Consider the following 25,992-nt stretch of genomic DNA (forward strand, 5'->3'; position numbering starts at 1 on the left):
TGCCGGGTTTTATTACTGCCTGATTTATTGCACATTTCGTAGCGGCGCGATTCTTCGCGCTAACCTGACAATACTTACCCAAACCGGCCGGTAATATAATCCTCGGTACGCCGCGCCTGCGGTGCGGTGAAAATCCGGTCGGTTTCGTCAAACTCCACCAGCTGCCCGTTATGCATAAACGCGGTGTAATCGGATACGCGCGCGGCCTGCTGCATGTTGTGCGTCACCAGCACTAGCGTGAAATGCTGCTTCAGCGTGGTCATCAACTCTTCAATCACCAGCGTCGAGATCGGATCCAGCGCCGAGGTGGGTTCATCCAGCAGCAGCACTTCCGGCTCGATGGCGATGGCGCGCGCAATCACCAGACGCTGCTGCTGACCGCTCGACAGCGTCAGCGCATTCTGCCCCAGCTGATCTTTCACTTCGCCCCACAGCGCCGCCGCCCGCAGCGCGCGCTCGCAGGCCTCATTCAGCACGCGACGATCGCGCACGCCCTGCAAGCGCAGACCGTAAACCACATTCTCATAGATCGACTTGGGGAACGGATTCGGACGCTGGAACACCATGCCGATGCGCCGCCGCAACGCCGGCAGATCCTGGTTCGCCTGCATCACCGCGTGGCTATCGAGCAGAATCTCACCTTCGATGCGGCAGCCATCAATGACGTCGTTCATGCGATTGAAGCAGCGCAGCAGCGTCGATTTACCGCAGCCGGAGGGCCCAATCAGCGCCGTGATGCGATGCTTCGGGATCTGCAAATCAATGTTATTCAGCGCCTGGCGTTCGCCGTACCACAGCGACAGCTGATTAACGGTGAGCGCAATAGCGTAATCGGGCGTCATGTGTAAACCTTTTTAGTGCGTCATTAACCGGTAGCGCTCGCGCAGGCGATGGCGCAGCACCATCGCCAGCAGATTGAGCGACAGAATGATCGCCACCAGCAGCAGTGCCGTGGCATACACCAGCGGTCGGTCGGCGTCGATGTTCGGGCTCTGGAAAGCCAGATCGTAAATCTGAAAACCGAGATGCATAAATTTGCGGTCAAGATGCAGGTAAGGAAACACCGCATCGACCGGCAGCTCTGGCACCATTTTGACCACGCCCACCAACATCAGCGGTGCGGTTTCGCCGGCGGCGCGCGCCACCGCCAGAATCAGGCCGGTGAGCATTGCCGGTACCGCCAGCGGCAGCACCACGCGCCACAGGGTTTCTGCCTGGGTTGCGCCCAGCGCCAGCGAGCCCTGACGCAGATTGTCCGGAATACGCGACAGCCCCTCTTCGGTGGCGACGATCACTACCGGCAGCGTCAGCAGCGCCAGCGTCAGCGCCGCCCACAGCAGGCCGGGCGTGCCGAAGGTAGGATTGGGCAGCGAGCGGGAGAAGAACAGCTGATCGAGGGTGCCGCCAATCAGCCAGACAAAAAAGCCGAGGCCAAACACGCCATACACAATCGACGGCACGCCAGCCAGATTCACCACCGCAATGCGCACCAGCCGGGTGAGCGCGTTGCGCCCGGCGTATTCGTGCAGCCAGACGGCGGCCACCACGCCCAGCGGCATGACAATCACCGACATCAGCAGCACCATCAAAACAGTGCCGAAAATCGCCGGCAGCGCGCCATTTTCACTGCCGCCCGAGGTGGGCGAGTCACTGACAAACTGCCAGATCTGACTGAGGAAATGCCCGATTTTCTGCCCGATGCTCAGGCTGTTTGGATACCAGGCGGCCACCACCTGCGCCAGCGGAATCAGATGATCGTCGCCCTGCACGTCGCGCAGCACCAGCGTATCGCGCTGGCTTTCATGCTGCAGATGCGCCAGCTGCTGCGCCAGCGCGCCGAAGCGTTTATGCAGCGCCGCGCTGTTGGCATCCAGTTCTGACTGATCCTGCAGGCTGAAGTGACCACCGCGCCGCTGCTCGTCAGCCTGCTGTTGCAGACTCTCCAGCTGCGCGTTAAGGCGCGCCATTTCAATACGCCGGATGTTGCTCGCCTGGCGCAGCTGCTCATGCACCTGCTTCAGCCGCTGCTGCAAAAGTGCATCGCGGTCGCGCGCGGTCAGTACCTCGTTGTCTTCACGCAGCTCCACCAGCCAGCCGTAGGCATTGCCGCCACTGCGTCGCTGTAGCACCAGCACTTCTGCCGGGCGTCGGGTTTGCGCTTCGCCCTGACTGACGATGACGCGGAAATCCGGCGCGGCAAAATCGCGGTTGCCGGTTTTCACTACGTAGCGCCAGCGATCGCCCTGCTGCTGGCGATCCAGCGTTTCACCCAGCACCATCAGCGGTGCCCCCTGCGGCGGCTGGAACTGATACTGATCGACCGGCTGCGGCCAGAACGCCCTGACGCCCTGCCAGCCCAGCAGGCCGATTAATAAGGTAAATGCCAGCAGGCAGACGGCGACCGCACCGGCAGTCAGCCAGCGCCAGCGATCGTTTTGACGCAGCGCGCTCATGCCTGCCCCTCATGCTGACTGTAGCGCTGGCGCAGCCGCTGACGAATCAGTTCCGCCACGGTGTTGATCGCCAGCGTGAATATCAGCAGCAGCAACGCACTGAGAAACAGGATGCGATAATGGGCGCTGCCCGCTGCGGCTTCCGGCATTTCAATGGCGATATTGGCTGACAGCGCGCGCAGCCCGGCAAACAGTCCGCCTTCGCTCACCGGCGTGTTGCCAGTGGCCATCAGCACAATCATGGTTTCGCCCACCGCACGACCAAAGCCGATCATCAGCGCGGCAAAAATGCCTGCCGACGCGCCCGGCAGCACCACGCGCGTCAGGGTTTGCCACGGTGTCGCACCCAGCGCCAGCGAGCCCTGCCCCAGCGCCACCGGCACGCTGAACAGCGCATCTTCCGCCAGGGTAAAGATCAGCGGCACCAGCGCAAAGCCCATCGCCAGCGCCGCCACCAGCAGGTTACGCTGCTCATAGTGCGCCAACTGTTCGCCCATCTGCGGCCACCACAGTGTCGGCAGCCACAGCGTCAGTAACGTCACCAGTAACAGCAGCGGCATCAGCAGCAGCACTTCAAAACCGGGCCGCCGCCAGCGCGCCGGCAAACGCGGACTGAGCACGCCGCACACCAGCAGCGTGGCGGCCAGCACCAGCGGCAGCAGCATCACGCCAGGCAGCGCGCGGCTGATGTGCGGCGCCAGCCACACGCCAGCGATCAGGCCAATCACCACGCTCGGCAGCGCGCCCATCATTTCAATGCCCGGCTTGACCCAGCGGCGCAGGCCCGGCGACATAAACCATGCGGTATACATCGCCGCCGCCAGCGCCAGCGGCGTAGCAAACAGCAGCGCCAGCGACGCTGCTTTCAGCGTGCCGATCACCAGCGGCATCAGGCTGAATTTGGCCTGATAGCTGTCGCCGGCGGCGGTGGACTGCCATACCCAGTCCGGCTGCGGATAGTTTTCATACCAGATTTTCTGCCACAGATTGCGCCAGCTGAAATCGGGCCACGGATTATCCAGCGCGAATTGCTGCCACTGTCCGGCACGTTCGACGATCAGGCTATCGCCGCGCGGAGACAACGCCAGCGCGCTGATGCCCGCGGCCAGCTGGCGCGTGACAATCGGGCCCGCCTGCTTGCTGGCGAACAGGCGCACCACGCCCTGCGCGTCAAAGCTGGCAAAAACGCGCCGCTGCGCCTCAGGCACGATGCCGAGCACACCCGCGCTGTGCGTGAAGGTGTGAATCTGCTGCAGCCGTGGCCCGTGGTCGCCAGTGATGGCAAACCATTGCTGAATGCCACGCGCATCCTGAATCAGTAAGCTGCGCCCGCCCGCCAGCAGTTGCAGGCTGCGCGGTTGCTGAGTCAGCGTCTGGGTTTCCCGCAGCTGCGCGCCCTGCGGCGTAATCTGCCACACCCGCAATAGCCGTCCGGTACTGGTGTACAGCAGCGTGCCGTCCGGCGACAACCGCATCAGGTCGGCCTGCTCACCGGGCAATACAATCTGGTCGACGCGTTTCTGGCCGGCAAAGGTCAGCAGGCTGATACCGGCCGGCGTTTGTGCGGCGATGCGCCACTGGTGATCGCCCGGCACTGCCAGCGCCATCTGGCTGACCGCGCCCTGCGGCAGATGCAGCGGCCGATCGCCCAGCGGGAAATACCATTCACCGTGCTGGCCGTGGATGAGCGGTTGCATCAGCAACAGATCGCCCTGCATATTGAGCAATACGCTGCTGCCGTCGCTGCTGGTCACCGCCGCCTGCGGCTGGCCGTTCAGTGCCAGCGCGTCGCCCGCTGGCTGGCCGTCGAGCGGAATAAAGCGCGCTTCGTTGCGGCTGATGCGCCAGCCGAGCTGGCCTTCGCTGCCCAGCGCCAGCGCCGGGGCTTTGTCCCACAGCTGCTGACTGAGCGTCGGCTGCATGCCCGGCGCGCTAAACAGCGGCATCACCACCCAGATTAGCCAGAAGAACAGCAGCAGCATCAGCAGTAAAATTCCCACACCGCAGGCCGTGACGATGCGGCGCACGAACTGATCGATGGCGCGTCGACGACGGTCACTAAAGTGGACAGGAATACGATTTATGCTCATGCAGGCCAGAGTTACCCTTGAAGTTATGCCGCTATGTTGCCCGTAGCTGATTGATAAGACAACTGTTGAGGTTGGACAAGGCTGCCATACTCTCGCCATAATGGTGGAGGACACTGAGCGGAACCGCAATTTTGCGTTTATTCCGCCGGACATTCCGTCCAGCAACAGCATCACGGAGTCAGAATGGGTCAGGAAAAGCTGTATATAGAAAAAGAACTAAGCTGGTTAACCTTTAACGAACGCGTGCTGCAGGAAGCCGCTGATAAAAGCAATCCGCTCATTGAGCGCATGCGTTTTCTCGGCATCTATTCCAATAACCTGGAAGAGTTTTATAAAGTGCGCTTTGCCGATCTCAAGCGCCGCATTCTGATTGGCGAAGAACAGGGGACGCCCACCACCCTGCGCCATTTGCTGAAAAAGATTCAGCTGCGGGTACAGAAATCGGATCAGGAGTTCGATGCGCTGTATAACGATCTGCTGCTGGAAATGGCGCGCAACCAGATTTTCCTGATCAACGAGCGCCAGCTGTCACCCAATCAGCAGGAGTGGCTACGCTACTACTTTAAGCATCAGCTGCGCCAGCACGTCACGCCAATTCTGATCAACCACGACACCGACCTGATTGAGTTCCTGAAAGACGATTACACCTATCTGGCGGTAGAGATTATCCGCGGCGAAGAAATCCGTTACGCCCTGCTGGAGATCCCGTCCGATAAAGTGCCGCGCTTTGTGAATCTGCCGGCAGAATCGCCGCGCCGTCGCAAACCCATGATTCTGCTGGATAACATTCTGCGCTACTGCCTTGATGAGATTTTCAAAGGCTTCTTTGATTACGACGCGCTGAACGCCTATTCAATGAAAATGACGCGCGACGCCGAGTACGACCTGGTCACAGAGATGGAATCCAGCCTGCTGGAGCTGATGTCCTCCAGCCTGAAACAGCGCCTGACCGCCGAGCCGGTGCGCTTTGTCTATCAACGCGATATGCCCGATGCGATGGTGGAAATGCTGCGCCATAAGCTATCGATCTCCAGCTACGACTCGATTGTGCCGGGCGGCCGTTATCATAACTTCAAAGATTTCATCGGCTTCCCGAACGTGGGCAAAGCCAATCTGGAAAATCGTCCGCTGCCGCAGATTCGTCATATCGGTTTTGACGGCTTCCGCAACGGCTTTGATGCCATCCGCAACCGCGATGTGCTGCTTTACTATCCGTACCACACCTTTGAGCACGTGCTGGAGCTGCTGCGTCAGGCGTCGTTTGACCCGAACGTGCTGGCCATCAAGATCAACATTTACCGCGTGGCCAAGAATTCGCGCATTATGGATGCGATGATCCACGCCGCCTACAACGGTAAAAAGGTCACGGTGGTGGTCGAGTTGCAGGCGCGCTTTGATGAAGAAGCCAACATTCGCTGGGCGAAGCGGCTGACCGAAGCGGGCGTGCACGTGATCTTCTCGGCGCCCGGCCTGAAGATTCACGCCAAGCTGTTCCTGATCTCCCGCCGCGAGGGCGAAGAAGTGGTGCGTTACGCCCACATCGGTACCGGCAACTTCAACGAAAAAACCGCGCGTATTTACACCGACTATTCGCTGCTGACCGCCGATGCGCGCATCACCAACGAAGTGCGACGCGTATTTAACTTTATCGAAAACCCGTATCGCCCGGTAACGTTCGAACACCTGATGGTGTCGCCGCAAAACTCGCGCGCCATGCTGTATCAGCTGATTGATAACGAGATTGCCAACGCGCAGCAGGGCAATCCTTCCGGCATTACGCTGAAAATCAACAACCTGGTAGACAATGGTCTGGTGGATCGGCTGTATGCCGCCTCATCGGCCGGCGTGAAAATCAACCTGCTGGTGCGCGGCATGTGCTCGCTGATCCCCGATTTGCCGGGCATCAGTGAAAATATTCGCATCACCAGTATCGTTGACCGCTACCTTGAGCACGACCGCGTCTATATTTTTGAAAGCGGCGGCGATAAAAAAGTATTCCTGTCGTCGGCGGACTGGATGACGCGCAACATCGATTATCGTATCGAAGTGGCGGTGTCGGTGCTCGATCCGCGCCTGAAACAGCGCATACTGGATATCATTGCCATTCTGTTAAGTGATACGGTAAAAGCCCGCATCGTAGACAAAGAATTGAGTAACCGTTATGTTCCGCGCGGCAATCGCAAGAAGGTGCGCTCGCAGCTGGCGATTTACGATTACATCAAGAAACTGGAACAACCCGAATAACGCCTATGCCAATCTCCCATAAAAGTACGCCGAAACCGCAGGAATTCGCCGCCATCGATCTCGGCTCGAACAGCTTCCACATGGTGATTGCCCGTGTGGTGGATGGCGCCATGCAGGTGCTGGGACGCCTGAAACAGCGCGTGCACCTCGCCGACGGGCTGGATGCGCAAAATCGCCTGAGCGAAGAAGCGATGGAGCGCGGGCTGAGCTGCCTGGCGCTGTTTGCCGAGCGCCTGCAGGGGTTCAGTGCCGCCAACGTCACCATCGTCGGTACGCACACGCTGCGCATCGCGTCCAACGCGGAAGAGTTTCTGCAGCGCGCTGCGGAGGTCATCCCTTATCCGATTGAGGTGATTTCCGGCAATGAAGAGGCGCGCCTGATCTTTATGGGCGTTGAGCACACGCAGCCGGAGAAAGGCCGCAAGCTGGTGATTGATATCGGCGGCGGTTCAACCGAGCTGGTGATCGGCGAAGATTTTGAGCCGCAGCTGGTGGAGAGTCGCCGCATGGGCTGCGTCAGCTTCGCCAACCTCTACTTCCCGAAAGGCGAGATTAGCCAGGAGAATTTCCGCCGCGCCCGACTGGCCGCCGCGCAAAAGCTGGAAACGCTGGCGTGGCAATACCGTCTGCAGGGCTGGCAGTATGCGCTGGGCGCGTCCGGCAGTATCAAAGCGGCCTGTGAGGTGCTGCTGGCGATGGGCGAGAAAGAGAAGCGCGTGACGCCGGAAAACCTCGACATGCTGGTGAGCGAAGTGCTGAAGCACAAATCCTTTGCTGCCCTGAGCCTGCCGGGGCTGTCGGATGAGCGCAAGGCGGTGTTTGTACCGGGGCTGGCGATTCTGTGTGGCGTGTTTGACGCGCTGGCCATTCGCGAGCTGCGCCTGTCGGATGGCGCGCTGCGTGAAGGCGTGCTGTATGAAATGGAGGGCCGCTTCCGTCATCAGGATATCCGCAGCCGTACCGCGCAGAGCCTGGCAAATCATTACGCCATCGACAGCGACCAGGCACGCCGCGTGCTGGAAACCACCGAACAGCTGTACAGCCAGTGGCTGGAGCAGAACCCGAAGCTGGCCAATCCCCAGCTGACGGCGCTGATGAAGTGGGCAGCGCTGCTGCACGAAGTCGGGCTGACCATCAACCACAGCGGTATGCAGCGTCATTCGGCCTACATCCTGCAGAACTCCAATATGCCGGGCTTTAATCAGGATCAACAGATGCTGCTGGCCACGCTGGTACGCTTCCACCGTAAAGCGGTGAAGCAGGATGAGATGCCGCGTTTCACCTTGTTTAAAAAGAAACAGTTCCTGCCGATGATCTTCCTGCTGCGGCTCGGCACCCTGCTGAACAATCAGCGTCAGGCCACCACGCGCCCCGACACGCTGAAGCTGAGCACCGACGATGGTCACTGGACGCTGACCTTCCCGGCCGGTTTCCTCAGCCAGAACACGCTGGTTCAGCTGGATCTGGAGCGGGAGCAGGCTTACTGGAATGACGTCACCGGCTGGAAACTGATGCTGGAAGAGGAGTAACGCGGGCTTCAGGCCCGCAATAGCACTATGACAACACGCCCCGATAACTATTTTGCGGAGAAATACGGCCTGACGCCGCCCCACTCCGAAGTGCTGGCCGCGCTGCCAAAACTGGCAGTGGGTAACGCGCTGGACCTCGGCTGCGGCCAGGGCCGCAACAGCCTGCTGCTTAATCAGCACGGTTTTACGGTGACCGCCTGGGACAACAATCCGCAGAGCCTGGAGCGCCTTAACAGCATCATCGCGGAAGAGCAGCTACAGCAGATACATACCGAACAGTGCGACCTGAATCAGGTGCGTTTCAACGGTGATTATCAGTTTGTGTTTTCCACCGTGGTGATGATGTTCCTGCAGCCGGCGACCATTCCGCAGCTGATCGCCGATATGCAGGCCAGCACGCGCAAGTACGGTTACAACCTGATTGTGGCGGCGATGAGCACCGACGATTATCCCAACACGCAAAACTTCCCGTTTACCTTTAAATCGGGCGAGCTGAGCCATTATTACCGTAACTGGCACATCGTGAAGTACAACGAAGAGGTCGGTGAACTGCATCGCCGCGATGAACACGGTCAGCGCATTAAGTATCGCTTCGCTACCCTGCTGGCGCAGAAAGCCAGCTATTGATGTCTGGCAACAAGATGGTCCGGTCGCCATCAATGGCGTAATGCCGTTCGGTGACGAAAACGCAAGCCGTACCCTATCGTAGCGGCGCGATTTATCGCGCAATAAATTGCGCCGCTACGAAAAGTGCCTCTTTTTTAAACCAATTCAAAGGCTAACTAGCATGAGTCACATCATGCGAGTTTCGGTCGCCATCAATGGCGTGATGCCGTTCGGTGACGGAAACGCAAGCCGCACCCTATCGTAGCGGCGCGATTCATCGCGCAATAAATTGCGCCGCGACGAAAAGCGCCTCGTTTTTGAACCAATTCAAAGGCTAACTGGCATGAGTCACATCATGCGGCTTTCGGTCGCCATCAATGGCGCCCCTGCAGAGTCGATGACGCACGCTTCGCCCGGCGGCTGATATCGATCAAGGCAATCTTAACCTTTTCTGCTCATTTTTCACGCAGCGGTTGACCTCCCGGTCGGGTTGTGACTAAATGTTGCCACCGCCCAGCCGGGCTTTGACAGGAACCACCCCGCGTGAATAACGCCATCTCTGCACGAAGACGTCCCAAAACCGGTACCATGACCCGCATCGTTTTGCTGATCAGTTTCTTTATTTTGGTTGGCCGTCTGATTTTCATTATTCCCGGTGCCATCGAGCATCATCAGCAAAAGAAAGCCGCACCTGAACCGGTCACACTGAGCACCAGCGAGACGCGCTAAGGAATTTGCGGGTCATCGTCGCTCTGCCATCACATTGTCCGCCGCGGCAATGCTGCTTGTTACGTCCACTTTACCCGCAACGCGCTACACTTTGACCTGACTTTACAGACACAAAGGACGCGTTATGTCTGCTTCGCACGCACAACAACTATCAGAAACCCGCCAGCGAATTCTGCACCTTCTGCTCAGCGAGCACGATTTAGTCGATGTGCTGCTGGATAAATCCGTCGACCTCAATGCCGCCGAACTGCGCAAAATCACCGGCTGGCGTCAGCAGCTGGAGCATGAACTGCCGCAGCTGCACGCCGCCGACCTCGCGGACATTCTCGAAGCGCTGCCGGAAGAGGAGCGTCTGGCACTGTGGCGGCTGGTGCCCTACGAGCAGCGCGGTCGCGTGCTGGTGGAGGCCTCCGAAACCGTATGGGCCAGCCTGACGGAAGAGATGACCGACCGCGAAATCCTGCGCGCCATCGAGCCGCTGGATATTGACGATCAGGTCTATCTGGCGCGTTATCTGCCGCGCGATCTCACCGGCCGCCTGCTCACCACGCTCGATCCCAGCCTGCGCGCCCGGCTGCTGGACGTGATTGAGCTGGATCGCGATCGCGTCGGCCAGGTGATGGACTTCAATATCCTGACCGTGCGCTCAGACGTGACGCTGGCGACGGTGCAACGCTTTCTGCGCAAGCGCAAAAGCATGCCGGACGGCACCGATAAAATCTTCATCACCGACGAACACAATCAGCTGCTGGGTGAACTGGCGCTGACCGATATCCTGCTCAACAAGCCTAAAACGCTGGTGGCTGAGGTGATGAACGCGCGCCCCACCACTTTCCAGCTGGATGACAAAGCGGAAGAGGCCGCCAGCGCCTTCGAACGCTATAACCTGATCTCTGCTGCGGTGACCGATGCCAAAGGCAAGCTGATTGGCCGTATCACCGTGGAAGATGTGATTGACCTGGTGAACGAAGAGAACGAAAGCAACATCCGTAAGATGGGCGGCATCAGCCAGGGCGAGGACGTGTTTGCACCGGTGCGCAAAGCGGTGAGAAAGCGCTGGACCTGGCTGGCCGTCAACCTGTGTACGGCGTTTATCGCCTCGCGCGTCATTGGCCTATTTGAGGACACCATTTCGCAGCTGGTGGCGCTGGCCACGCTGATGCCGATTGTCGCCGGCATTGGCGGTAACACCGGCAATCAGACCATCACCATGATCGTGCGCGCGCTGGCGCTGCATCAGGTTGAACCCGGCAACTTTTCGTTTCTGATTGCGCGCGAACTGGGCGTGGCGCTGCTTAACGGCCTGTTCTGGGGCGGCATCATGGGCGGCGTGACCTGGCTGATGTACGACAACCTGCAACTGGGCGGCGTGATGATGCTGGCGATGGTACTGAATCTGCTGCTGGCGGCGCTGATGGGCGTGCTGATTCCGCTGATTATGACCAAACTCAAACGCGACCCGGCGGTCGGCTCCAGCGTGCTGATCACCGCCATCACCGATACCGGCGGCTTCTTTATCTTCCTCGGTCTGGCCACGCTGTTTCTGCTGCACGGCCACTAAAGCGCAGCTACAATCAGCGTTGATCCCTAATCAGCTGGAGAGCAGTGATGTTTAACGTGGATGATTTTGTGCAGGCGAAAACCGGTGGTCCAAAAATGCAGGTGCTGCGCGTTGCGGGCGATACGCTGTGGTGCGCCCGCGTTGACGATCCGATCAAAAAAGAGATCGAGGTGAAGGCCGACAGCGTCAATCTCTATCATGAAGACGGGGATTTTGGCGTCTGTTAACGGCTGCGAGCCCGCGCCGCCCGCGAACCGATGCTGTCGCGGCGCGGCGCTGTCTCAGGGCTTATCCTTCTGTAAATTATCCTGCCCCACCCCGCCGATAAACGGCAGCCGCAGGCGCAGCGGGGTGAAATCCAGCCCCAGATTCAGTCCCAGCAGATTCACCTCCACGCCCTCTTCCGCTCCCAGCGTGACGCCCAGCACGCCGAGCAGCGACAGCTGCACGCCGCGCCCGGATGGCGGCAGGCCAAGCGGATGCAGCAGCGAACGGAAATCCTTACCGATGGCATTGGCGGGCAAATCAAGCTTCAGCGCCGGCACTTCACGGCCAATGTGAGCGAGGAAGGTGTTGCTGTTAGGGCCCGGCCACGCATGATAGGTGTTGGGCCACGGATAGGATTGAATCGCCGCTTCAATCTGCGGGATCATCGCCTGCGCAGCCGCACCGCGATGTGACACCAGCAAACGCGGACGCGCACCGTACCAGTAGCCGTCCGGCAGATTGCTGTTGCGCCGCACTTTATCGCCGCTGCCCCAGCTGATCACCTCATAACGGTTGTAGCGGGTTTCTCCGGCGCGCTTAAAGATAATCCACGGATGCACGGCCACCGCACCTTTCCAGCCGTAGGTCGGCGCAGCATACACCTGCACAATCGCCTCACTGGCGAAGCGCTGCGGATCCGGTGCCAGTCCGGCCGAATCACGGCGCGCCGTTGCCCAGCCGCCGCGTTCGGTGGTGAACTCACCGCTGCGCGTCGCCTGCGCCAGGCTGGCCGCCAGCGACAGTAACACCACACAGAGAAAAGAGAGTAAAACAGCTTTAACAGGCAACATGCATGGACATCCCGGTGGTGAAAAAACGCTCCCGCCATGATGCGCCGAAACGGCAGCGTCTGTATTCACCAACTATGCGGTGGACAAAAAATGCGTTGCGGTGCCCGGTCAGCTGATTTTTCCTTAGTCAGGCAGGGCGATACCACTGATATCGGCGCATATCGCCAGCAACTGCTGCTGTAGCCGTGGATTGCGCGCCTGCGGATTAGCCGCCAGCGCCTGACGGTGATAAAAGTACTCTCCGCTGACCCGCGCCTCATCGGCGGTGGCTAACCACACCTGGGTACGATGCGCCTGATCAAGATCGTCGGGTGCCCCGGCACCGCCCATTTTGGTCGGCACCCAGCCTGGCTCCAGCGCGTTGCTGTATACCTGCGGCCAGCGCCGGGCGATGGCAAATGCCAGTATGGCATCATGCAGTTTACTCTCAGCATAGGCCTGCGAAGCGTGCCAGCGCCGCCGCTGCCACAAAATATCATCCAGGTTGGCTTCGGCATGATGATGCATGCCGGAGCTGAGGTAAATCAGCCGCTGCGGCCGTTCAATCAGCGCCGTAAGAATATAGGGTGCCAGCGTGTTGATGGCGAACAGATGCGGCAGGCCATCTGCGGTTAACTGATAAGGCTCGCGATAGCCAACCGCCACGTTGTGGATCACCGCATCAAATCTGCCGAGCGCATTAACCTGCTGCGCCACACTGCGGGCGCCGGCGATGGTTATCACGTCGCCGCTGACCACGGCTTCAGCCTGCGGTAGCGCCTCCTGCGCGGCGCGGGCACGCGCGGCGTTGCGTCCGTGCAGCACCACCTGATGGCCCTGCTCAACCAGCAGTTCAGCCGCCATCAGCCCGAGGCCGGTGGATGAACCGGAAATAAAAATACGTGACATGGAAAACTCCTTAAGCGTGAAGTGAAGCGGCGCGCGATGTCAGCGCCAGCAGCGCACCGAGCAGCGCACAGGCCGCACCAAACAGATAGACGGCGGCATAGCTGAAGTGGCTGGCGATGGCACCGGCAATCGGTCCGGAAATACCATAAGCGATGTCGAGAAAAGCAACGAAGGCGCCCATGGCGCTGCCGCGACTGGCCGGCGGCACGCGCTTCAGCGCTTCCACGCCGAGGGCGGGAAAGATCAGCGCACAGCCAAGACCGGTAATCAGCGCGCCGGTGAGCGCCAGGGTTTCGTCAGGCGCAAACCACAGCAGCATCTGCCCCAGCGCTTCCACCAGCAGTGAATAAGCCGCCACGCGGTAGCCACCAATGCGATCCGGCAGATGTCCCAGCACCAGGCGCACGGCGATAAAACCAACGCCAAACGCGGTCATCACCCAGCCGGCCAGCTGCCAGTGGCGCGCGGCGAAGTAGAGCGAGGCGAAGGCCGTCAGGCCGGCCAGTCCGACGCCCTGCAGCATCAGGCCACAGCCTTCACGCCAGATGCGGCCAATCACCCGATAGAACGGCAAACGAGCCCCTCCGACCGCGCGATACCCGCTGGCAGCCGTGGCGATGAGCGCCGCCAGCAGCGGAGCCGCGATGCAGGCCAGCATCGCCGCCGCTAAGCCGACGTGCTGATACAGCATCATGCCGGCAGGGGCACCGAGCGACAGCGCGGCAAACATGGCGATACCGGTCCAGGACATCGACAGACCGGCACGCTGTGGCCCGACCGAGGCGATTGACCAGGCCACGCAGCCGGTGACGAACTGGCTTTCGCCCATACCCGCCGCCAGCCGTCCGGCAATCACCAGCGCCAGACTGACCGCCGGTGAAAAGCCCGGCAGTGCGGCCAGCCAGTACAGCACGCCAGCCAGCGCACACACCGCCGCGCCCTGCAGCGCCGAGCGCTTACCGCCAACGCGATCGGTCAGTTGACCGGCGTAACCGCGCGTCAGCACGGTGGCAACAAACTGTATCCCGATCACCAGCCCGACCCACAGGTTGCTGAAACCGAGATGCTGATGGATAAACAGCGGGATTACCGGCAGCGGCAAGCCGACCGCCAGATAACCGCAAAACAGCGCGGCAATCACGCCGGTCGCTGGTCGCGACAAATGCGCAGCTTCAGCCTGCGCGCTTAATGCAGACATAACAGCCTCCATAAATGAACAGACAGCGCGGCAGGCCGCCGCGCTGCGGAAAATCAGGCAAACAAAGAATGGTGATAGCCGCTGGCATTCAGCAGATAGTCGCGCGAAGCGGTGACTTCCGCGTTCAGCTGTGCCACATCGACGTTGAGCAACTGACCATGACGTTTACGCAGTTCACCCGCCACCATCACGGTATCAACATCGGCGCGTTGCACCGCCTGCACCACCGTTGCCGTCACGCTGGTCAGCGGAAAAACGCCGATACCATCGGTGCGCAGCATAATAACGTCGGCCTGTTTACCTGGCGTCAGCGTGCCCGTTTGCTGCTCCAGCCCGGCCGCACGCGCGCCGTTAATCGTTGCCGACTGCAGTACGGCTTCCACGCTAATCGGTGCCGGTACGTCGCTTTCGCCCCGGAAGCGGCGATAGCGCATCGCTGAGCGCTGCTGGTTAAACAGCGCCTGCATTTCACCGAACAGATCGCTGCCGAAGGCGGTATCGAGATCGATACCGAGCGCCGGCGTCATTCCGCGATCGACCGCCTGCTGCCAGGCAAAGCTGTCGTCGTCGAAACCAAACAGCGCATCCGAACGCGGATTCACGGTAATGTTGACGCCCGCGTCCGCCAGCTGCTGCCAGGTGTGCGCCGGTACGCGCGTACAGTGGTTGAAAATGTTGTGCGGACCCAGCAAGCCGGCTTCGGCAAACTCCGCCGGCAGCTGCGCCAGGTCACCAATAAACTCGGTGAGAATGCGCATATCCAGCTCGCACGCCACGCGCCACCACGCCAGATTGAGCTGACCAAACAGGCCAACCTGCACGCGACTGCCGGCGTGATTCCAGCGGCTGGCGAGACGGGCCAGATCGCCCGGCAGATGATCGCTGGAAGCCTGCTTATCCATTGCTGCGCCAACCATGTGCAGTGCACGAATCCCGCTCTCCTGCAGCGCGTCAAGCGCCGCATCGGTATGCGCCGGACTGCGTGAACTGTGGCAGGCATCAATCACCGTGGTGATGCCGGCATCCAGGCATGCCAGCGCCGTCAGCCGGGTGCTGAGGTACATATCCAGCGGACGGTAATGCGCGCCGAGCGTTTCTGCCACCACATCGATATAGACAAACAGGTCGTCAACGTTGGGCATCAGGCGGCGCATCGCACCGAGCCACATATGGTGATGCGCATCCACCAGGCCCGGCATCACGATATGGCCGCGGGCATCAATCACCTGCGCATCATCGGCGGAAAGGTTTTCCCCCACGGCGGCAATACGATCGTTCTCAATCAGCACATCGCCACAGACGAGGTCGGGCACGCTGGCGTCCAGCGTCAGGATAGTGCCGCCTTTAAAAAGGGTGCGCCGTACAGTCATAACATTCTCCTCAAAAGGGATCAGAATCCGGCGGTCAGTGCCGGTCGCGTTTCGGAGCACACAATAAGTTGCAGCGCATTTTTGATAAAGGTAGGCTCAGGCAAATGATCTTTGCTAAAAATCAAAGATGGAGAACAGGATGAGTTTTGATGGCCGACTATTATCCGGCATGAGCGTGCTGGCAGCCGTGGTTGAAGCCGGCAGCTTCAGCCGCGCCGGCGAAGTGCTGGGGTTGTCCGCCTCGGGCGTCAGCCGGGCGATTTCGCGACTGGAACAGCGTCTCGGCGTGCGTCTGCTGGATCGCACCACCCGCACCCTGCATCTCACCAGCGAAGGTGCCAGCCTGTATGAGCGGGCGGCGCCACATCTGGAAGGGATTGAAGAAGCAGCAAACTACGTCTCCGGCGCCGCCGTGACGGTGCGCGGTACGCTGCGCGTGAGCCTCAATCCGCTGTTTTCCCGCTATGTGCTGGCGGCAAAGCTGCCGCTGCTGCGTGCCCGTTATCCGCATCTGGAACTGACGATTTTGCAGCAGCCCGATGTGGGCGATCTGGTGGCAGAAGGTATTGATGTTGCGGTGCGTTTCGGGCCGCAGCCGCCGTCCACCATGACCTCACGCCTGCTGTTACAAACGCGCGTCCTGACGGTGGCCGCCCCGGACTATCTGGTACGCTGTGGTCGCCCGACGCAGCCGCAGCAGCTGACTGAGCACAATTGTCTGCAATACATCGATCCGCGCAGCAATAAGCCCTTTAGCTGGGAGTTTCATCGTGGCACGCAGCGGCTGACGGTCGCCACCCACGGCCATCTGACCACCACCGATCCGGATTTAATGGTACAGGCGTGCGTCGGCGGTGCCGGCGTAGCCCAGGTGCTGGCACTGAGCGTGCAACATCTGATCGCCAGCGGTGAACTGGTCGAACTTTTCCCCGACTGGCCTGACGAAACCTATCCGCTGTTTATCAACCGGCCTTCGCGCCGTCTGGCCCCGGCGGCGGTGGAGGCATTTCTCGGGTTCTGCCTGGAGATTTGTGCGGAACAGAGCTGACGCAAATTACCGATTACCCTCAGCGCGTGTTTGCCGGTAATAGCCCACCAGCTGAACGATGAAGGTGAGCGTCGCGAGTAAAAACAGTATCCCACCCAGGGGAATGGTGCCGAGCAGGAACCAGCCCATGACGCCTAATTCATACAGCAACTGGCCGCGATCTTCTCCCAGGATGTAACAGGGATGCACGTTGCCTTCGTCCAGCTGGCAGCCCGCCAGACTGGCGACATATCCCGCGCCCATCGCGCAGATCAGCGGCAGAAACGCGAGAAAAGCCGTACCGCACAGCATCGCAAGATAGAGAATGATGATGGATGTCAGCGAGCGTTTGCCAGGTGGTGCGCGCTTGCCCGCGGCTCTGAAATTAAACAGCACGTTTCCTCCTGAAGCCTCTGCCGTTAACGCCAGATTATTAACACATCCTTATCCCCTGCGACAGACCGGTAAACAAACGCCCGCGGGGTAGCGGGCGCGTTTTTACTGCGACATGACGCCGGGCGTTAAGGGTTGGCGCGGATAATCACTTTGCCGCGCGCATGGCCGGTCGCCACCTTTTCCAGCGCGGAGCGCGCATCATCCAGCGAAAAGATAGCGTCGGTGATGACCTGTAACTGCCCGGCCTGGAACAGGCTGCTCGCCCGGGCAAGATACGGCGTCGCGCTGGCGAAGAAGACAAACTCGCCGTGCTGGCCGCTGGCAGGCGTGATGCCGAACTCCACCAGCGTGGCAATGCGCCCGCCGGCGCGCAGCACGGACCAGGAGCGGCTCAGCGTTTCGCCGCCGACGCTGTCTATCACCAGGTCGATATCGCGCGTTGCTGCAAAGTCCTGCGTGCGGTAGTCAATCACCTCATCGGCACCCAGACTGGTCACCAGCGCGTGGTTTTTCGCCGACGCCGTGGCGATGACATAAGCGCCCGCCTGATGCGCCAGCTGGACGGCCATGCTGCCGACGCCACCCGCTGCGGCGTGAATCAGCACGCGCTCGCCGCGCTGCAACTGGCCCACATCGAACAATGCCTGCTGCGCGGAGCCAAACGCGGTAGGCAGCGCCGCGGCCTGTTCGGCGCTCATCGCTGCCGGGACAAGGCATACGTCATCGGCGGCGATTACCAGGCTTTGTGCAAAAGCCCCGCCTGCACCCGGTGGCGTGCGCCCGAACACGCGATCGCCCGGTTTTAAATGGCTCACGCGCTCGCCAGCTGCCGTAATCACGCCGCAGAAATCCATGCCCGGTATGTAAGGCAGATCCACCGGGAAAACCTGCTGCATGTGCCCTGAGATGATTTTCACATCCAGCGGATTAACGCTCGCCGCTTCAACCTGCACCGTCACCTCATCCGGACTGGCGGCGCGAAGTTGACGTTCGCCAATCGTCAGTACATCGGCGGTGCCAAACGTATCAATCAATGCTGCTTTCATTATCAACTCTCCGGTCTGATTCAGGCTTGTGGCGGAAACTGGCCAAGCTGGAGGAACAGGCCAAACCAATCTTCCATGTGCCAGGTGGTGATCAGACGGCCGTCCTCCAGCGCATGGAACTCATGCAGACGGAAGCTCACTTTCTTACCGGTCGGCGCGATACCGAAAATTTCGCCGAGATGGGTGCCGCTGATTTCCGCCCGCGCCGCGATGCGGCCAGGCTCCTGAATCATGTCATGCACCACGATCTGCACGTCCGGAAAGGCCTGCGCCAGCATGCGAATGATCGGCTTGATGCCTTCCGGTCCGGCAACTTGTCCTGGCGCCAGCGGAATGTCTTCCCATGACGGTGCCAGCACGCTATCGACCAGATCGGGGTTGTTGTCGCTGAAGGCCTGATAGAGCGTCTCTACCGCCTGTCGTTCAATTTTCAGACGTTTTACGTATTCTGATTCTGCTGCTGGATTCATCGTTATTCACTTTCAGGTGGGGGTCGGTTGTGGAATTTTGCGCAGCGCCCTAAAATTCGTCCAACAAATATTCAATATGAGTGATTATTTGCCGTATGGATTTTCATGGCATCGATCTCAATCTGTTAGTGGCTTTTGACGCGCTGATGAACGAGCGCAACGTCACGCGGGCGGCAACCCAGGTGGGCGTCAGCCAGCCGGCGATGAGTGCCGCTTTGTCACGGTTACGCACCCTGTTCGGTGACCCGCTGTTCATGCGCAGCGCGGAGGGTTTACTGCCAACAGCGCGTGCGCGCGATCTGTCCGGCCCCATCGCCGGGGCGTTGCGCCAGCTCGAAGCGACGCTGGTGGCAAAGCCCGCATTTGCAGCGGAAAAAGCGCAAATAAACTTCAAACTGGGCGTGTCGGAGTATCCGGCTTTCGTGTTGCTGCCTTCGTTAATGCAGGCGCTACAGGACGTCGCCCCCGGCGTGTCATTGAATGTGCAGGCGTTTACCAACCGCGATCACGCGGTCGATTTGTTAGATGCCGGCGCGATTGATGTCGCCATCGGCGTCATGCCTACCCACAGCGATAGCCGCATCATCTCCCGGCCGGTATTGCGCGACGAATTCGTCACCATCGTCGCCAGCAACCATCCGGCGGCCAGACGCGGCATGAATATGGAGAGCTACCTGGCGCTGCCGCATATTCTGGTCTCGCCGGAAGGTGAACTGTACGGCCTGGTTGATCAGGGGCTGGCGCAGCAGGGTAAAAAGCGCCGGCTGGGGCTGACGGTCCAGCAGATGTTTACGGTGCCGTCTATCGTGGCGCAAACCCACATGACGGCGACCGTGATGAAGCGCGTGGCGCTGCATGCGCAGGCCAGTCGCCAGCTGGTACTGTTCCCTCCCCCGCTGTCGTTGCCCGAAATGGTGTTCAACCTGATCTGGCACCGGCGCAGCGACGCGCATCCCGCCCAGCAGTGGTTCAGGGAATTTATTGAACAACAGGCGGCGCGGCTGTAGGCGCTGTGTGTGGTTCTGCGCGGATAGGACGATGCGAAAGATGGCAGGATAAAAAAGCCCGCAGTTACGCGGGCTTTGAGGCTTCAGGTGCTGGCGGTTGCCAGTGCGGGCGTTACTCCCACTCAATCGTCGCAGGCGGTTTACCTGAAATATCATAAACCACGCGTGAGATGCCGTTCACTTCGTTGATGATGCGGTTGGAGACGCGGCCGAGGAAGTCGTACGGCAGGTGCGCCCAGTGGGCCGTCATGAAGTCGATGGTTTCGACAGCACGCAGGGAAACCACCCAGTCGTATTTACGGCCATCGCCCATCACGCCGACGGAGCGCACCGGCAGGAACACGGTAAAGGCCTGGCTGACTTTGTTGTACAGATCCGCTTTACGCAGCTCTTCGATAAAGATGGCATCGGCACGGCGCAGCAGGTCGCAGTACTCTTTCTTCACTTCACCCAGTACGCGCACGCCCAGACCCGGGCCCGGGAAGGGATGGCGGTACAGCATGTCGTAAGGCAGGCCGAGTTCCAGACCGATTTTACGCACTTCATCTTTGAACAGCTCTTTCAGCGGCTCAACCAGGCCCATCTTCATCTCTTTCGGCAAACCGCCCACGTTGTGGTGAGATTTGATCACGTGCGCTTTACCGGTAGCTGAAGCCGCCGACTCAATCACGTCCGGATAGATGGTGCCCTGCGCCAGCCATTTCACGTCGGTCAGCTTCAGTGCTTCTTCGTCGAACACTTCCACGAACACGCGGCCGATGATCTTACGTTTGGCTTCCGGATCGTTCTCGCCCGCCAGCGCGTCGAGGAAGCGCCCTTCTGCCGCAACGTGCACGATGTTCAGACCAAAGTGGTCGCCGAACATGTCCATCACCTGCTCAGCTTCATTCAGACGCAGCAGTCCGTTATCGACGAACACACAGGTCAGGCGCTCGCCAATCGCGCGGTGCAGCAGCATCGCGGTCACGGATGAGTCCACGCCGCCGGACAGGCCGAGAATCACACGGTCTTCACCCACCTGCTCACGGATGCGCTCTACCGCATCTTCGATGATTTTGGCTGGCGTCCACAGCGCTTCACAGCCGCAGATGTCGCGCACAAAACGCTCCAGCATGCGCAGGCCCTGACGGGTGTGCGTCACTTCCGGGTGGAACTGCACGCCGTAGAAACGCTTCTCTTCGTTGGCCATGATGGCAAACGGGCAGCTTTCGGTGCTGGCAACCGTCACGAAGTCTGCCGGGATCGCCGTGACTTTGTCACCGTGGCTCATCCACACGTCGAGCAGCGGTTTGCCCGCCGCGCTGATGGCATCTTCGATATCACGCACCAGCGCGCTCGGGGTTGTCACTTCAACCTGCGCATAACCAAATTCACGCTCGTTCGAGCCTTCAACCTTACCGCCCAGCTGCATCGCCATGGTCTGCATGCCATAGCACACGCCCAGCACCGGCACACCGGCGTTGAACACATATTCCGGCGCGCGCGGGCTGTTGTGCTCGGTGGTGCTTTCCGGGCCACCGGACAGGATGATGCCGTTCGGGTTGAACTGGCGGATTTGCTCTTCGGTGACATCCCACGCCCAGAGTTCGCAGTAGACGCCCAGCTCACGCACGCGGCGCGCGACCAGCTGCGTATACTGAGAACCAAAATCGAGGATCAAAATACGATGTTTATGAATATTTTCAGTCGTCATTGAGGCGTTTCCATTGGGATGGACTTAACAATAAAAGCGCCCGGCTGGAGCCGGGCGGGAAATCTTACGGGATTATGAACCCATGCGGTAGTTCGGTGACTCTTTGGTAATGGTCACATCGTGCACGTGGCTTTCGTTGATGCCGGCGCCGCTGATGCGCACGAACTCGGCTTTGGTGCGCAGATCGTCGATGGTCGGGCAACCGGTCAGGCCCATGCAGGAGCGCAGGCCGCCCATCTGCTGGTGCACGATCTCTTTCAGGCGGCCTTTATAGGCAACGCGCCCTTCGATACCTTCCGGCACCAGTTTGTCGGCGGCGTTATCGCTCTGGAAGTAACGGTCAGACGAGCCTTTGGACATCGCGCCCAGTGAACCCATACCGCGGTAGGATTTGAACGCACGGCCCTGGTAGAGCTCGATTTCGCCCGGCGATTCTTCGGTACCGGCCAGCATGGAGCCAACCATTACCGCCGACGCACCCGCAGCGATGGCTTTGGCGATGTCGCCAGAGAAACGGATACCACCGTCAGCGATGACCGGAATACCGGTACCTTCCAGCGCTTCAACCGCGTCGGATACCGCCGTGATCTGCGGTACGCCAACGCCGGTAACGATACGGGTAGTACAGATGGAGCCCGGGCCGATGCCCACTTTCACCGCGCTCACGCCCGCGTTAGCCAGCGCCAGTGCGCCTGCACCGGTCGCCACGTTGCCGCCGATGATTTCGAGGTCCGGATATTTTGCGCGGGTTTCACGGATACGCTGCAGCACGCCTTCGGAGTGGCCGTGCGAGGAGTCGATCAGCAGTACGTCAACGCCCGCAGCGACCAGCGCATCAACGCGCTCTTCGTTGCCGGCACCGGCACCCACTGCGGCACCGACGCGCAGACGACCCTGCGCATCTTTACAGGCGTTAGGTTTACGCTCGGCTTTCTGGAAATCTTTAACGGTAATCATGCCCAGCAGGTGGAAGCTGTCGTCAACAACCAGCGCTTTCTCGACGCGTTTTTCGTGCATTTTCTGCAGCACGACTTCACGCGCTTCACCCTCTTTCACCGTCACCAGGCGCTCTTTCGGCGTCATGACCGCGGTCACCGGCAGCGTCATATCGGTCACGAAGCGCACGTCACGACCGGTAATGATGCCCACCAGCTCGTTGTCAGCGTTAACCACCGGGTAACCGGCGAAGCCGTTACGTTCGGTCAGCTCTTTCACCTCGGCCAGCGTGGTGGTTGGCAGCACGGTCTGTGGCTCCGTTACGACGCCGCTTTCGTGTTTTTTCACCTTGCGAACTTCATCCGCCTGGCGCTCAATCGACATGTTTTTGTGGATAAAGCCCAGACCGCCTTCCTGCGCCAGCGCAATCGCCAGACCGGCTTCGGTCACGGTGTCCATCGCTGCAGACAGCATAGGAATGTTGAGACGGATGTTTTTGGTCAGCTGGGTGCTGAGATCGGCCGTGTTGGGTAAAACAGTGGAGTGAGCGGGAACGAGCAGGACGTCGTCAAATGTGAGGGCTTCTTTCGCGATTCTTAACATTGCAATATCTCCACCTGGGGCGTTTAAAACAGATAAAATATTGCCGCGGCATTATACAGGCCGAAATCGGTTGCCTCCAGTGTTTTTTCGGAAAAAGTCTTGATCCTCCGGGGCAGGCATGTAGTATCGGTTAATTAACCCTCTGATTTGAAATTTGATCCTCATCACATGTCGCTACCGCCAACCGCCAATATTTTTACTGTCAGCCGCCTGAACACCACGGTGCGCCAACTGCTGGAAAATGAGATGGGCCTGGTGTGGCTCAGCGCTGAAATTTCCAATTTCACTCAGCCCGCTTCCGGTCACTGGTACTTCACCCTGAAGGACGATGGCGCGCAGGTGCGCTGTGCCATGTTCCGCAACAGCAATCGACGCGTCAGCTTTCGCCCGCAGCACGGTCAGCAGGTGCTGGTGCGTGCCAGCATCACGCTGTATGAGCCGCGCGGCGACTATCAGTTGATTATCGAAAGCATGCATCCGGCCGGTGAAGGGCTGCTGCAGCAACAGTTTGAGCAGCTGAAAGCCCGGCTGGCGGCGGAGGGGCTGTTCGACCAGCAGTTTAAACAGCCGCTGCCGGAGCCGGCGCGCCAGGTGGGTGTGATCACCTCCGCCACCGGCGCGGCATTGCACGATGTGCTGCGCGTGCTGCATCGCCGCGATCCCTCGCTGCCGGTGGTGATCTATCCGACGGCAGTGCAAGGCGTTGATGCGCCCGCCGCCATCGTGCGCGCCATCGAGCTGGCCAACCAGCGTGACGAGTGCGACGTGCTGATTGTCGGGCGCGGCGGCGGTTCACTGGAAGATCTGTGGAGCTTCAACGACGAGCGCGTGGCGCGGGCCATCTTTGCCAGCCGCCTGCCGATCGTCAGCGCCGTTGGGCATGAAACCGATGTCACCATCGCCGACTTTGTTGCCGATCTGCGCGCGCCGACGCCTTCTGCCGCTGCCGAGCTGGTGAGCCGCAACCAGATCGAGCTGCTGCGCCGTTTGCAGTCTCAGCAGCAGCGCATGGAGATGGCGATGGACTATTACGTGGCGCAGCAGCAGCGCCGCTTCACCCGGCTGCAGCATCGTCTGCAACAGCAGCATCCGCAGCTGCGCCTGGCACGCCAGCAAACCACGCTGATTCAGCTGCAGCGACGTCTGCAGGAAGCGGCCGACCAGCGGCTGCGCCTGGCGCATCGCCAGCAGGATCGCCTGCTGCAGCGCCTGCAATCCCAGCAGCCGCAGGGACGTATTCTGCGCGCTCAGCAGCAGTTACAGCAGTGGCACTACCGGCTGCAGCAGGGCATGGAAAACCAGCTCAATCACAGCCGGCAGCGTTTTGGTACGCTGGCAGCACAGCTGGAAGGCGTAAGTCCGCTGGCGACGCTGGCGCGTGGCTTTAGCGTCACCACCGATGCTCAGGGCCAGGTGGTGAAAAAGACCCGTCAGCTGCATACCGGCGATCTGCTGCGTACCCGGCTGGATGATGGCTGGGTGGAGAGTCAGGTGACGGCGTTACAACCACAGAAGGCGCGCAGCCGTAAGGCGTGATAATCTTTTCAGCCGCATAAATGGTTGATAACCCCCCGTAAATCGCGCGGGCTGCAGACGCAGCGGCGCGCGATTGATAAGCGGGTCTATACTTTCTGACATACCCATCCGTCAGGGAGTCCGACATGCCTTACAGCGTTATTCCTCCGTATATTCTGCGAAACATCATCGATAACTGTTCCGGCGCACAGCAGGATTACGCGCGGCGTACTCTCACCCACGTGCAACAGCTGATGGCGGAACATCCTCACACCGCCAGCGCAGCCAGCACCGCGCAGCCCGGCAGTGTTTTGCGTGCTATCTACGATGCGGGTAATACGCAAAATCTGCCCGGCACCCTGATCCGTGAGGAAGGCCAGCCCGGTAACGGTGACGTCGCCGCCGACGAAGCGTGGAACTATCTCGGCATCACCTATGATTTCTACTGGCAGATCTATCAGCGCAACTCGCTGGACAACAAAGGCCTGAAACTGGATGGCACCGTGCATTACGGCAAGGAGTACCAGAACGCCTTCTGGAATGGCCAGCAGATGGTATTTGGCGACGGCGACGGTGAGATCTTCAATCGCTTTACCATTGCCATCGATGTGGTCGCGCACGAGCTGACGCACGGCGTGACCGAAACCGAAGCCGGGCTGATTTACTTCCAGCAGGCAGGTGCGCTCAACGAATCGATGTCCGATGTGTTCGGCTCGCTGGTGAAGCAGTATCACCTTAAGCAAAGCGCCGACCAGGCCGACTGGATCATCGGCGAAGGGCTGCTGGCGGCGGGTATTAAGGGCAGTGGCCTGCGCTCGATGTCTGCGCCCGGTACCGCCTATGACGATCCGCTGCTCGGCAAAGATCCGCAGCCTGCCGATATGGATCACTATATCGACACGCGCGAAGACAACGGCGGCGTGCATCTTAACTCCGGCATACCCAATCGCGCCTTCTATCTGGCAGCGACCGCGCTAGGCGGCTTTGCCTGGGAACGGGCCGGTCAGGCATGGTACGACACGCTGTGCGATAAGGAATTGCCGCAGGATGCCGACTTCAGCACCTTTGCGCGCTTTACCGTACAGCATGCCGCAAAACGTTTTGATAATACGGTGGCACAGGCGATCCAGTCCGCGTGGCACGAGGTAGGTGTAAGGTGAATATTCAGCTGACCGATGACGCCATCATTGAGCTGGCGCGTGAAGGCGGCATTGCATTTATCCCCGGCCTGCGCAGCGAGCGGCGATTTGCGCTGGCGCAGCTGCCGGAACCGCAGAAGCAGCGCGTGTGCAACGTGCTGGAGCAGGCGCTGCCGCTCGGTGAGCCGGAGGAACAGGCCGCCAGCATCGGGCGTGGCGACCAGCGCTATTTCCGCATCCAGATTAGTTACGCGACCCACCGCGAAGCCGGAACGATTGTGATCCTGATTCCGGAAAACGTTGCGCCTCCTGAATTGCAGGCGCTGTGGCGCGATGGCGAAGAATAACTTAGACAGTTCCCACAGCATCGCCGTAACTGACTGACTATACTGGATAACGTGGCTAGCTAGTCCACATCAAAGAAAACACCCTTA

23 protein-coding genes are annotated in these 25,992 nt (G+C 60.1%); 11 read left to right on the forward strand and 12 right to left on the reverse strand.

Going from position 1 to position 25,992, the window contains the following annotated elements; translation table 11 throughout:
* Positions 1 to 74: 74 nt before the first annotated feature.
* Genes pstB through OXR61_RS14355 form a run of 3 tightly spaced genes read right to left on the reverse strand, consistent with a single transcriptional unit; the run spans position 75 to position 4,543 of the window.
* Positions 75 to 842: a phosphate ABC transporter ATP-binding protein PstB gene (gene pstB / locus OXR61_RS14345; protein ID WP_021506586.1), complete on the reverse strand. Its 768-nt coding sequence runs from the start codon at positions 840 to 842 to the stop codon at positions 75 to 77.
* A gap of 12 nt (positions 843 to 854) precedes the next feature.
* Positions 855 to 2,453: a phosphate ABC transporter permease PstA gene (gene pstA / locus OXR61_RS14350; protein WP_021506585.1), complete on the reverse strand. Its 1,599-nt coding sequence runs from the start codon at positions 2,451 to 2,453 to the stop codon at positions 855 to 857.
* The gene (locus tag OXR61_RS14355) at positions 2,450 to 4,543 is read right to left on the reverse strand and encodes an ABC transporter permease subunit (protein ID WP_021506584.1); all 2,094 of its coding nucleotides are present in this window, start codon (positions 4,541 to 4,543) and stop codon (positions 2,450 to 2,452) included. Before OXR61_RS14355 ends, pstA begins: the two co-directional genes overlap by 4 nt.
* Before the next feature lie 183 nt (positions 4,544 to 4,726).
* Here OXR61_RS14355 and ppk1 point away from each other — a divergent pair, with 183 nt between their 5' ends.
* From ppk1 to OXR61_RS14385, 6 genes are all read left to right on the forward strand, one after another.
* Complete coding sequence (gene ppk1, locus OXR61_RS14360) at positions 4,727 to 6,787, forward strand: polyphosphate kinase 1 (protein ID WP_021506583.1); 2,061 nt, start codon at positions 4,727 to 4,729, stop codon at positions 6,785 to 6,787.
* 5 nt (positions 6,788 to 6,792) lie between these two features.
* Complete coding sequence (gene ppx / locus OXR61_RS14365; protein ID WP_021506582.1) at positions 6,793 to 8,316, forward strand: exopolyphosphatase; 1,524 nt, start codon at positions 6,793 to 6,795, stop codon at positions 8,314 to 8,316.
* Positions 8,317 to 8,343: 27 nt separating this feature from the next.
* On the forward strand, positions 8,344 to 8,943 hold the full coding sequence (tehB, locus tag OXR61_RS14370) for a tellurite resistance methyltransferase TehB (protein ID WP_021506581.1): 600 nt from the start codon (positions 8,344 to 8,346) through the stop codon (positions 8,941 to 8,943).
* Between the two features lie 522 nt (positions 8,944 to 9,465).
* Positions 9,466 to 9,651 carry a YfgG family protein gene (locus OXR61_RS14375; protein WP_021506580.1) on the forward strand — a complete coding sequence of 62 codons (186 nt, stop codon included), beginning with the start codon at positions 9,466 to 9,468 and terminating at the stop codon, positions 9,649 to 9,651.
* A 124-nt stretch (positions 9,652 to 9,775) separates the two neighbouring features.
* Complete coding sequence (mgtE, locus tag OXR61_RS14380; RefSeq protein WP_021506579.1) at positions 9,776 to 11,212, forward strand: magnesium transporter; 1,437 nt, start codon at positions 9,776 to 9,778, stop codon at positions 11,210 to 11,212.
* 47 nt (positions 11,213 to 11,259) lie between these two features.
* Positions 11,260 to 11,439: a hypothetical protein gene (locus tag OXR61_RS14385; protein ID WP_010617609.1), complete on the forward strand. Its 180-nt coding sequence runs from the start codon at positions 11,260 to 11,262 to the stop codon at positions 11,437 to 11,439.
* A gap of 54 nt (positions 11,440 to 11,493) precedes the next feature.
* Here the strand turns inward: OXR61_RS14385 and OXR61_RS14390 are convergent, their stop codons facing one another.
* From OXR61_RS14390 to OXR61_RS14405, 4 genes are all read right to left on the reverse strand, one after another.
* Positions 11,494 to 12,270 carry a DUF3750 domain-containing protein gene (locus OXR61_RS14390; protein WP_021506578.1) on the reverse strand — a complete coding sequence of 259 codons (777 nt, stop codon included), beginning with the start codon at positions 12,268 to 12,270 and terminating at the stop codon, positions 11,494 to 11,496.
* A 123-nt stretch (positions 12,271 to 12,393) separates the two neighbouring features.
* Positions 12,394 to 13,158 (reverse strand): SDR family NAD(P)-dependent oxidoreductase, encoded by a 765-nt coding sequence (locus tag OXR61_RS14395; protein ID WP_021506577.1) that lies wholly within the window; start codon positions 13,156 to 13,158, stop codon positions 12,394 to 12,396.
* Between the two features lie 10 nt (positions 13,159 to 13,168).
* Positions 13,169 to 14,356, reverse strand: coding sequence for an arabinose transporter (locus OXR61_RS14400; RefSeq protein WP_021506576.1), 1,188 nt, complete (start codon positions 14,354 to 14,356; stop codon positions 13,169 to 13,171).
* A gap of 53 nt (positions 14,357 to 14,409) precedes the next feature.
* Positions 14,410 to 15,726 carry an amidohydrolase family protein gene (locus OXR61_RS14405; RefSeq protein ID WP_021506575.1) on the reverse strand — a complete coding sequence of 439 codons (1,317 nt, stop codon included), beginning with the start codon at positions 15,724 to 15,726 and terminating at the stop codon, positions 14,410 to 14,412.
* A gap of 139 nt (positions 15,727 to 15,865) precedes the next feature.
* Between OXR61_RS14405 and OXR61_RS14410 the strand changes: the two genes are divergently transcribed.
* The gene (locus tag OXR61_RS14410; RefSeq protein ID WP_267412342.1) at positions 15,866 to 16,774 is read left to right on the forward strand and encodes a LysR family transcriptional regulator; all 909 of its coding nucleotides are present in this window, start codon (positions 15,866 to 15,868) and stop codon (positions 16,772 to 16,774) included.
* 6 nt (positions 16,775 to 16,780) lie between these two features.
* Here OXR61_RS14410 and OXR61_RS14415 read toward each other — a convergent pair whose 3' ends face one another.
* From OXR61_RS14415 to OXR61_RS14425, 3 genes are all read right to left on the reverse strand, one after another.
* Complete coding sequence (locus OXR61_RS14415) at positions 16,781 to 17,149, reverse strand: hypothetical protein (RefSeq protein ID WP_021506573.1); 369 nt, start codon at positions 17,147 to 17,149, stop codon at positions 16,781 to 16,783.
* Positions 17,150 to 17,274: 125 nt separating this feature from the next.
* The gene (locus OXR61_RS14420) at positions 17,275 to 18,195 is read right to left on the reverse strand and encodes an NADP-dependent oxidoreductase (RefSeq protein WP_021506572.1); all 921 of its coding nucleotides are present in this window, start codon (positions 18,193 to 18,195) and stop codon (positions 17,275 to 17,277) included.
* Positions 18,196 to 18,215: 20 nt separating this feature from the next.
* Positions 18,216 to 18,665, reverse strand: a complete 450-nt coding sequence (locus OXR61_RS14425) for an ester cyclase (RefSeq protein WP_021506571.1) — start codon at positions 18,663 to 18,665, stop codon at positions 18,216 to 18,218.
* Positions 18,666 to 18,760: 95 nt separating this feature from the next.
* Between OXR61_RS14425 and OXR61_RS14430 the strand changes: the two genes are divergently transcribed.
* The gene (locus tag OXR61_RS14430) at positions 18,761 to 19,672 is read left to right on the forward strand and encodes a LysR family transcriptional regulator (RefSeq protein ID WP_021506570.1); all 912 of its coding nucleotides are present in this window, start codon (positions 18,761 to 18,763) and stop codon (positions 19,670 to 19,672) included.
* A gap of 112 nt (positions 19,673 to 19,784) precedes the next feature.
* Here OXR61_RS14430 and guaA read toward each other — a convergent pair whose 3' ends face one another.
* On the reverse strand, positions 19,785 to 21,365 hold the full coding sequence (guaA, locus tag OXR61_RS14435; RefSeq protein ID WP_021506569.1) for a glutamine-hydrolyzing GMP synthase: 1,581 nt from the start codon (positions 21,363 to 21,365) through the stop codon (positions 19,785 to 19,787).
* A gap of 72 nt (positions 21,366 to 21,437) precedes the next feature.
* A complete protein-coding gene (guaB, locus tag OXR61_RS14440; RefSeq protein WP_021506568.1) occupies positions 21,438 to 22,904 on the reverse strand; it encodes an IMP dehydrogenase in 1,467 nt (488 codons plus the stop codon).
* Positions 22,905 to 23,072: 168 nt separating this feature from the next.
* On the opposite strand from guaB, the gene xseA reads away from it, so the two are divergent.
* The 3 genes from xseA (at position 23,073) to OXR61_RS14455 (ending at position 25,905) form a co-directional block, all read left to right on the forward strand.
* A complete protein-coding gene (gene xseA, locus OXR61_RS14445; protein WP_031279401.1) occupies positions 23,073 to 24,440 on the forward strand; it encodes an exodeoxyribonuclease VII large subunit in 1,368 nt (455 codons plus the stop codon).
* Between the two features lie 125 nt (positions 24,441 to 24,565).
* Positions 24,566 to 25,579 (forward strand): M4 family metallopeptidase, encoded by a 1,014-nt coding sequence (locus OXR61_RS14450; protein WP_021506566.1) that lies wholly within the window; start codon positions 24,566 to 24,568, stop codon positions 25,577 to 25,579.
* A complete protein-coding gene (locus tag OXR61_RS14455; protein ID WP_021314501.1) occupies positions 25,576 to 25,905 on the forward strand; it encodes a protealysin inhibitor emfourin in 330 nt (109 codons plus the stop codon). The genes OXR61_RS14450 and OXR61_RS14455 overlap by 4 nt, the downstream gene beginning before the upstream one ends.
* Positions 25,906 to 25,992: the final 87 nt, after the last annotated feature.

This window comes from Pantoea sp. GM_Pan_4 (assembly GCF_026541005.1).
In the GTDB taxonomy this organism is placed as follows: Bacteria; Pseudomonadota; Gammaproteobacteria; order Enterobacterales; family Enterobacteriaceae; genus Pantoea; species Pantoea dispersa.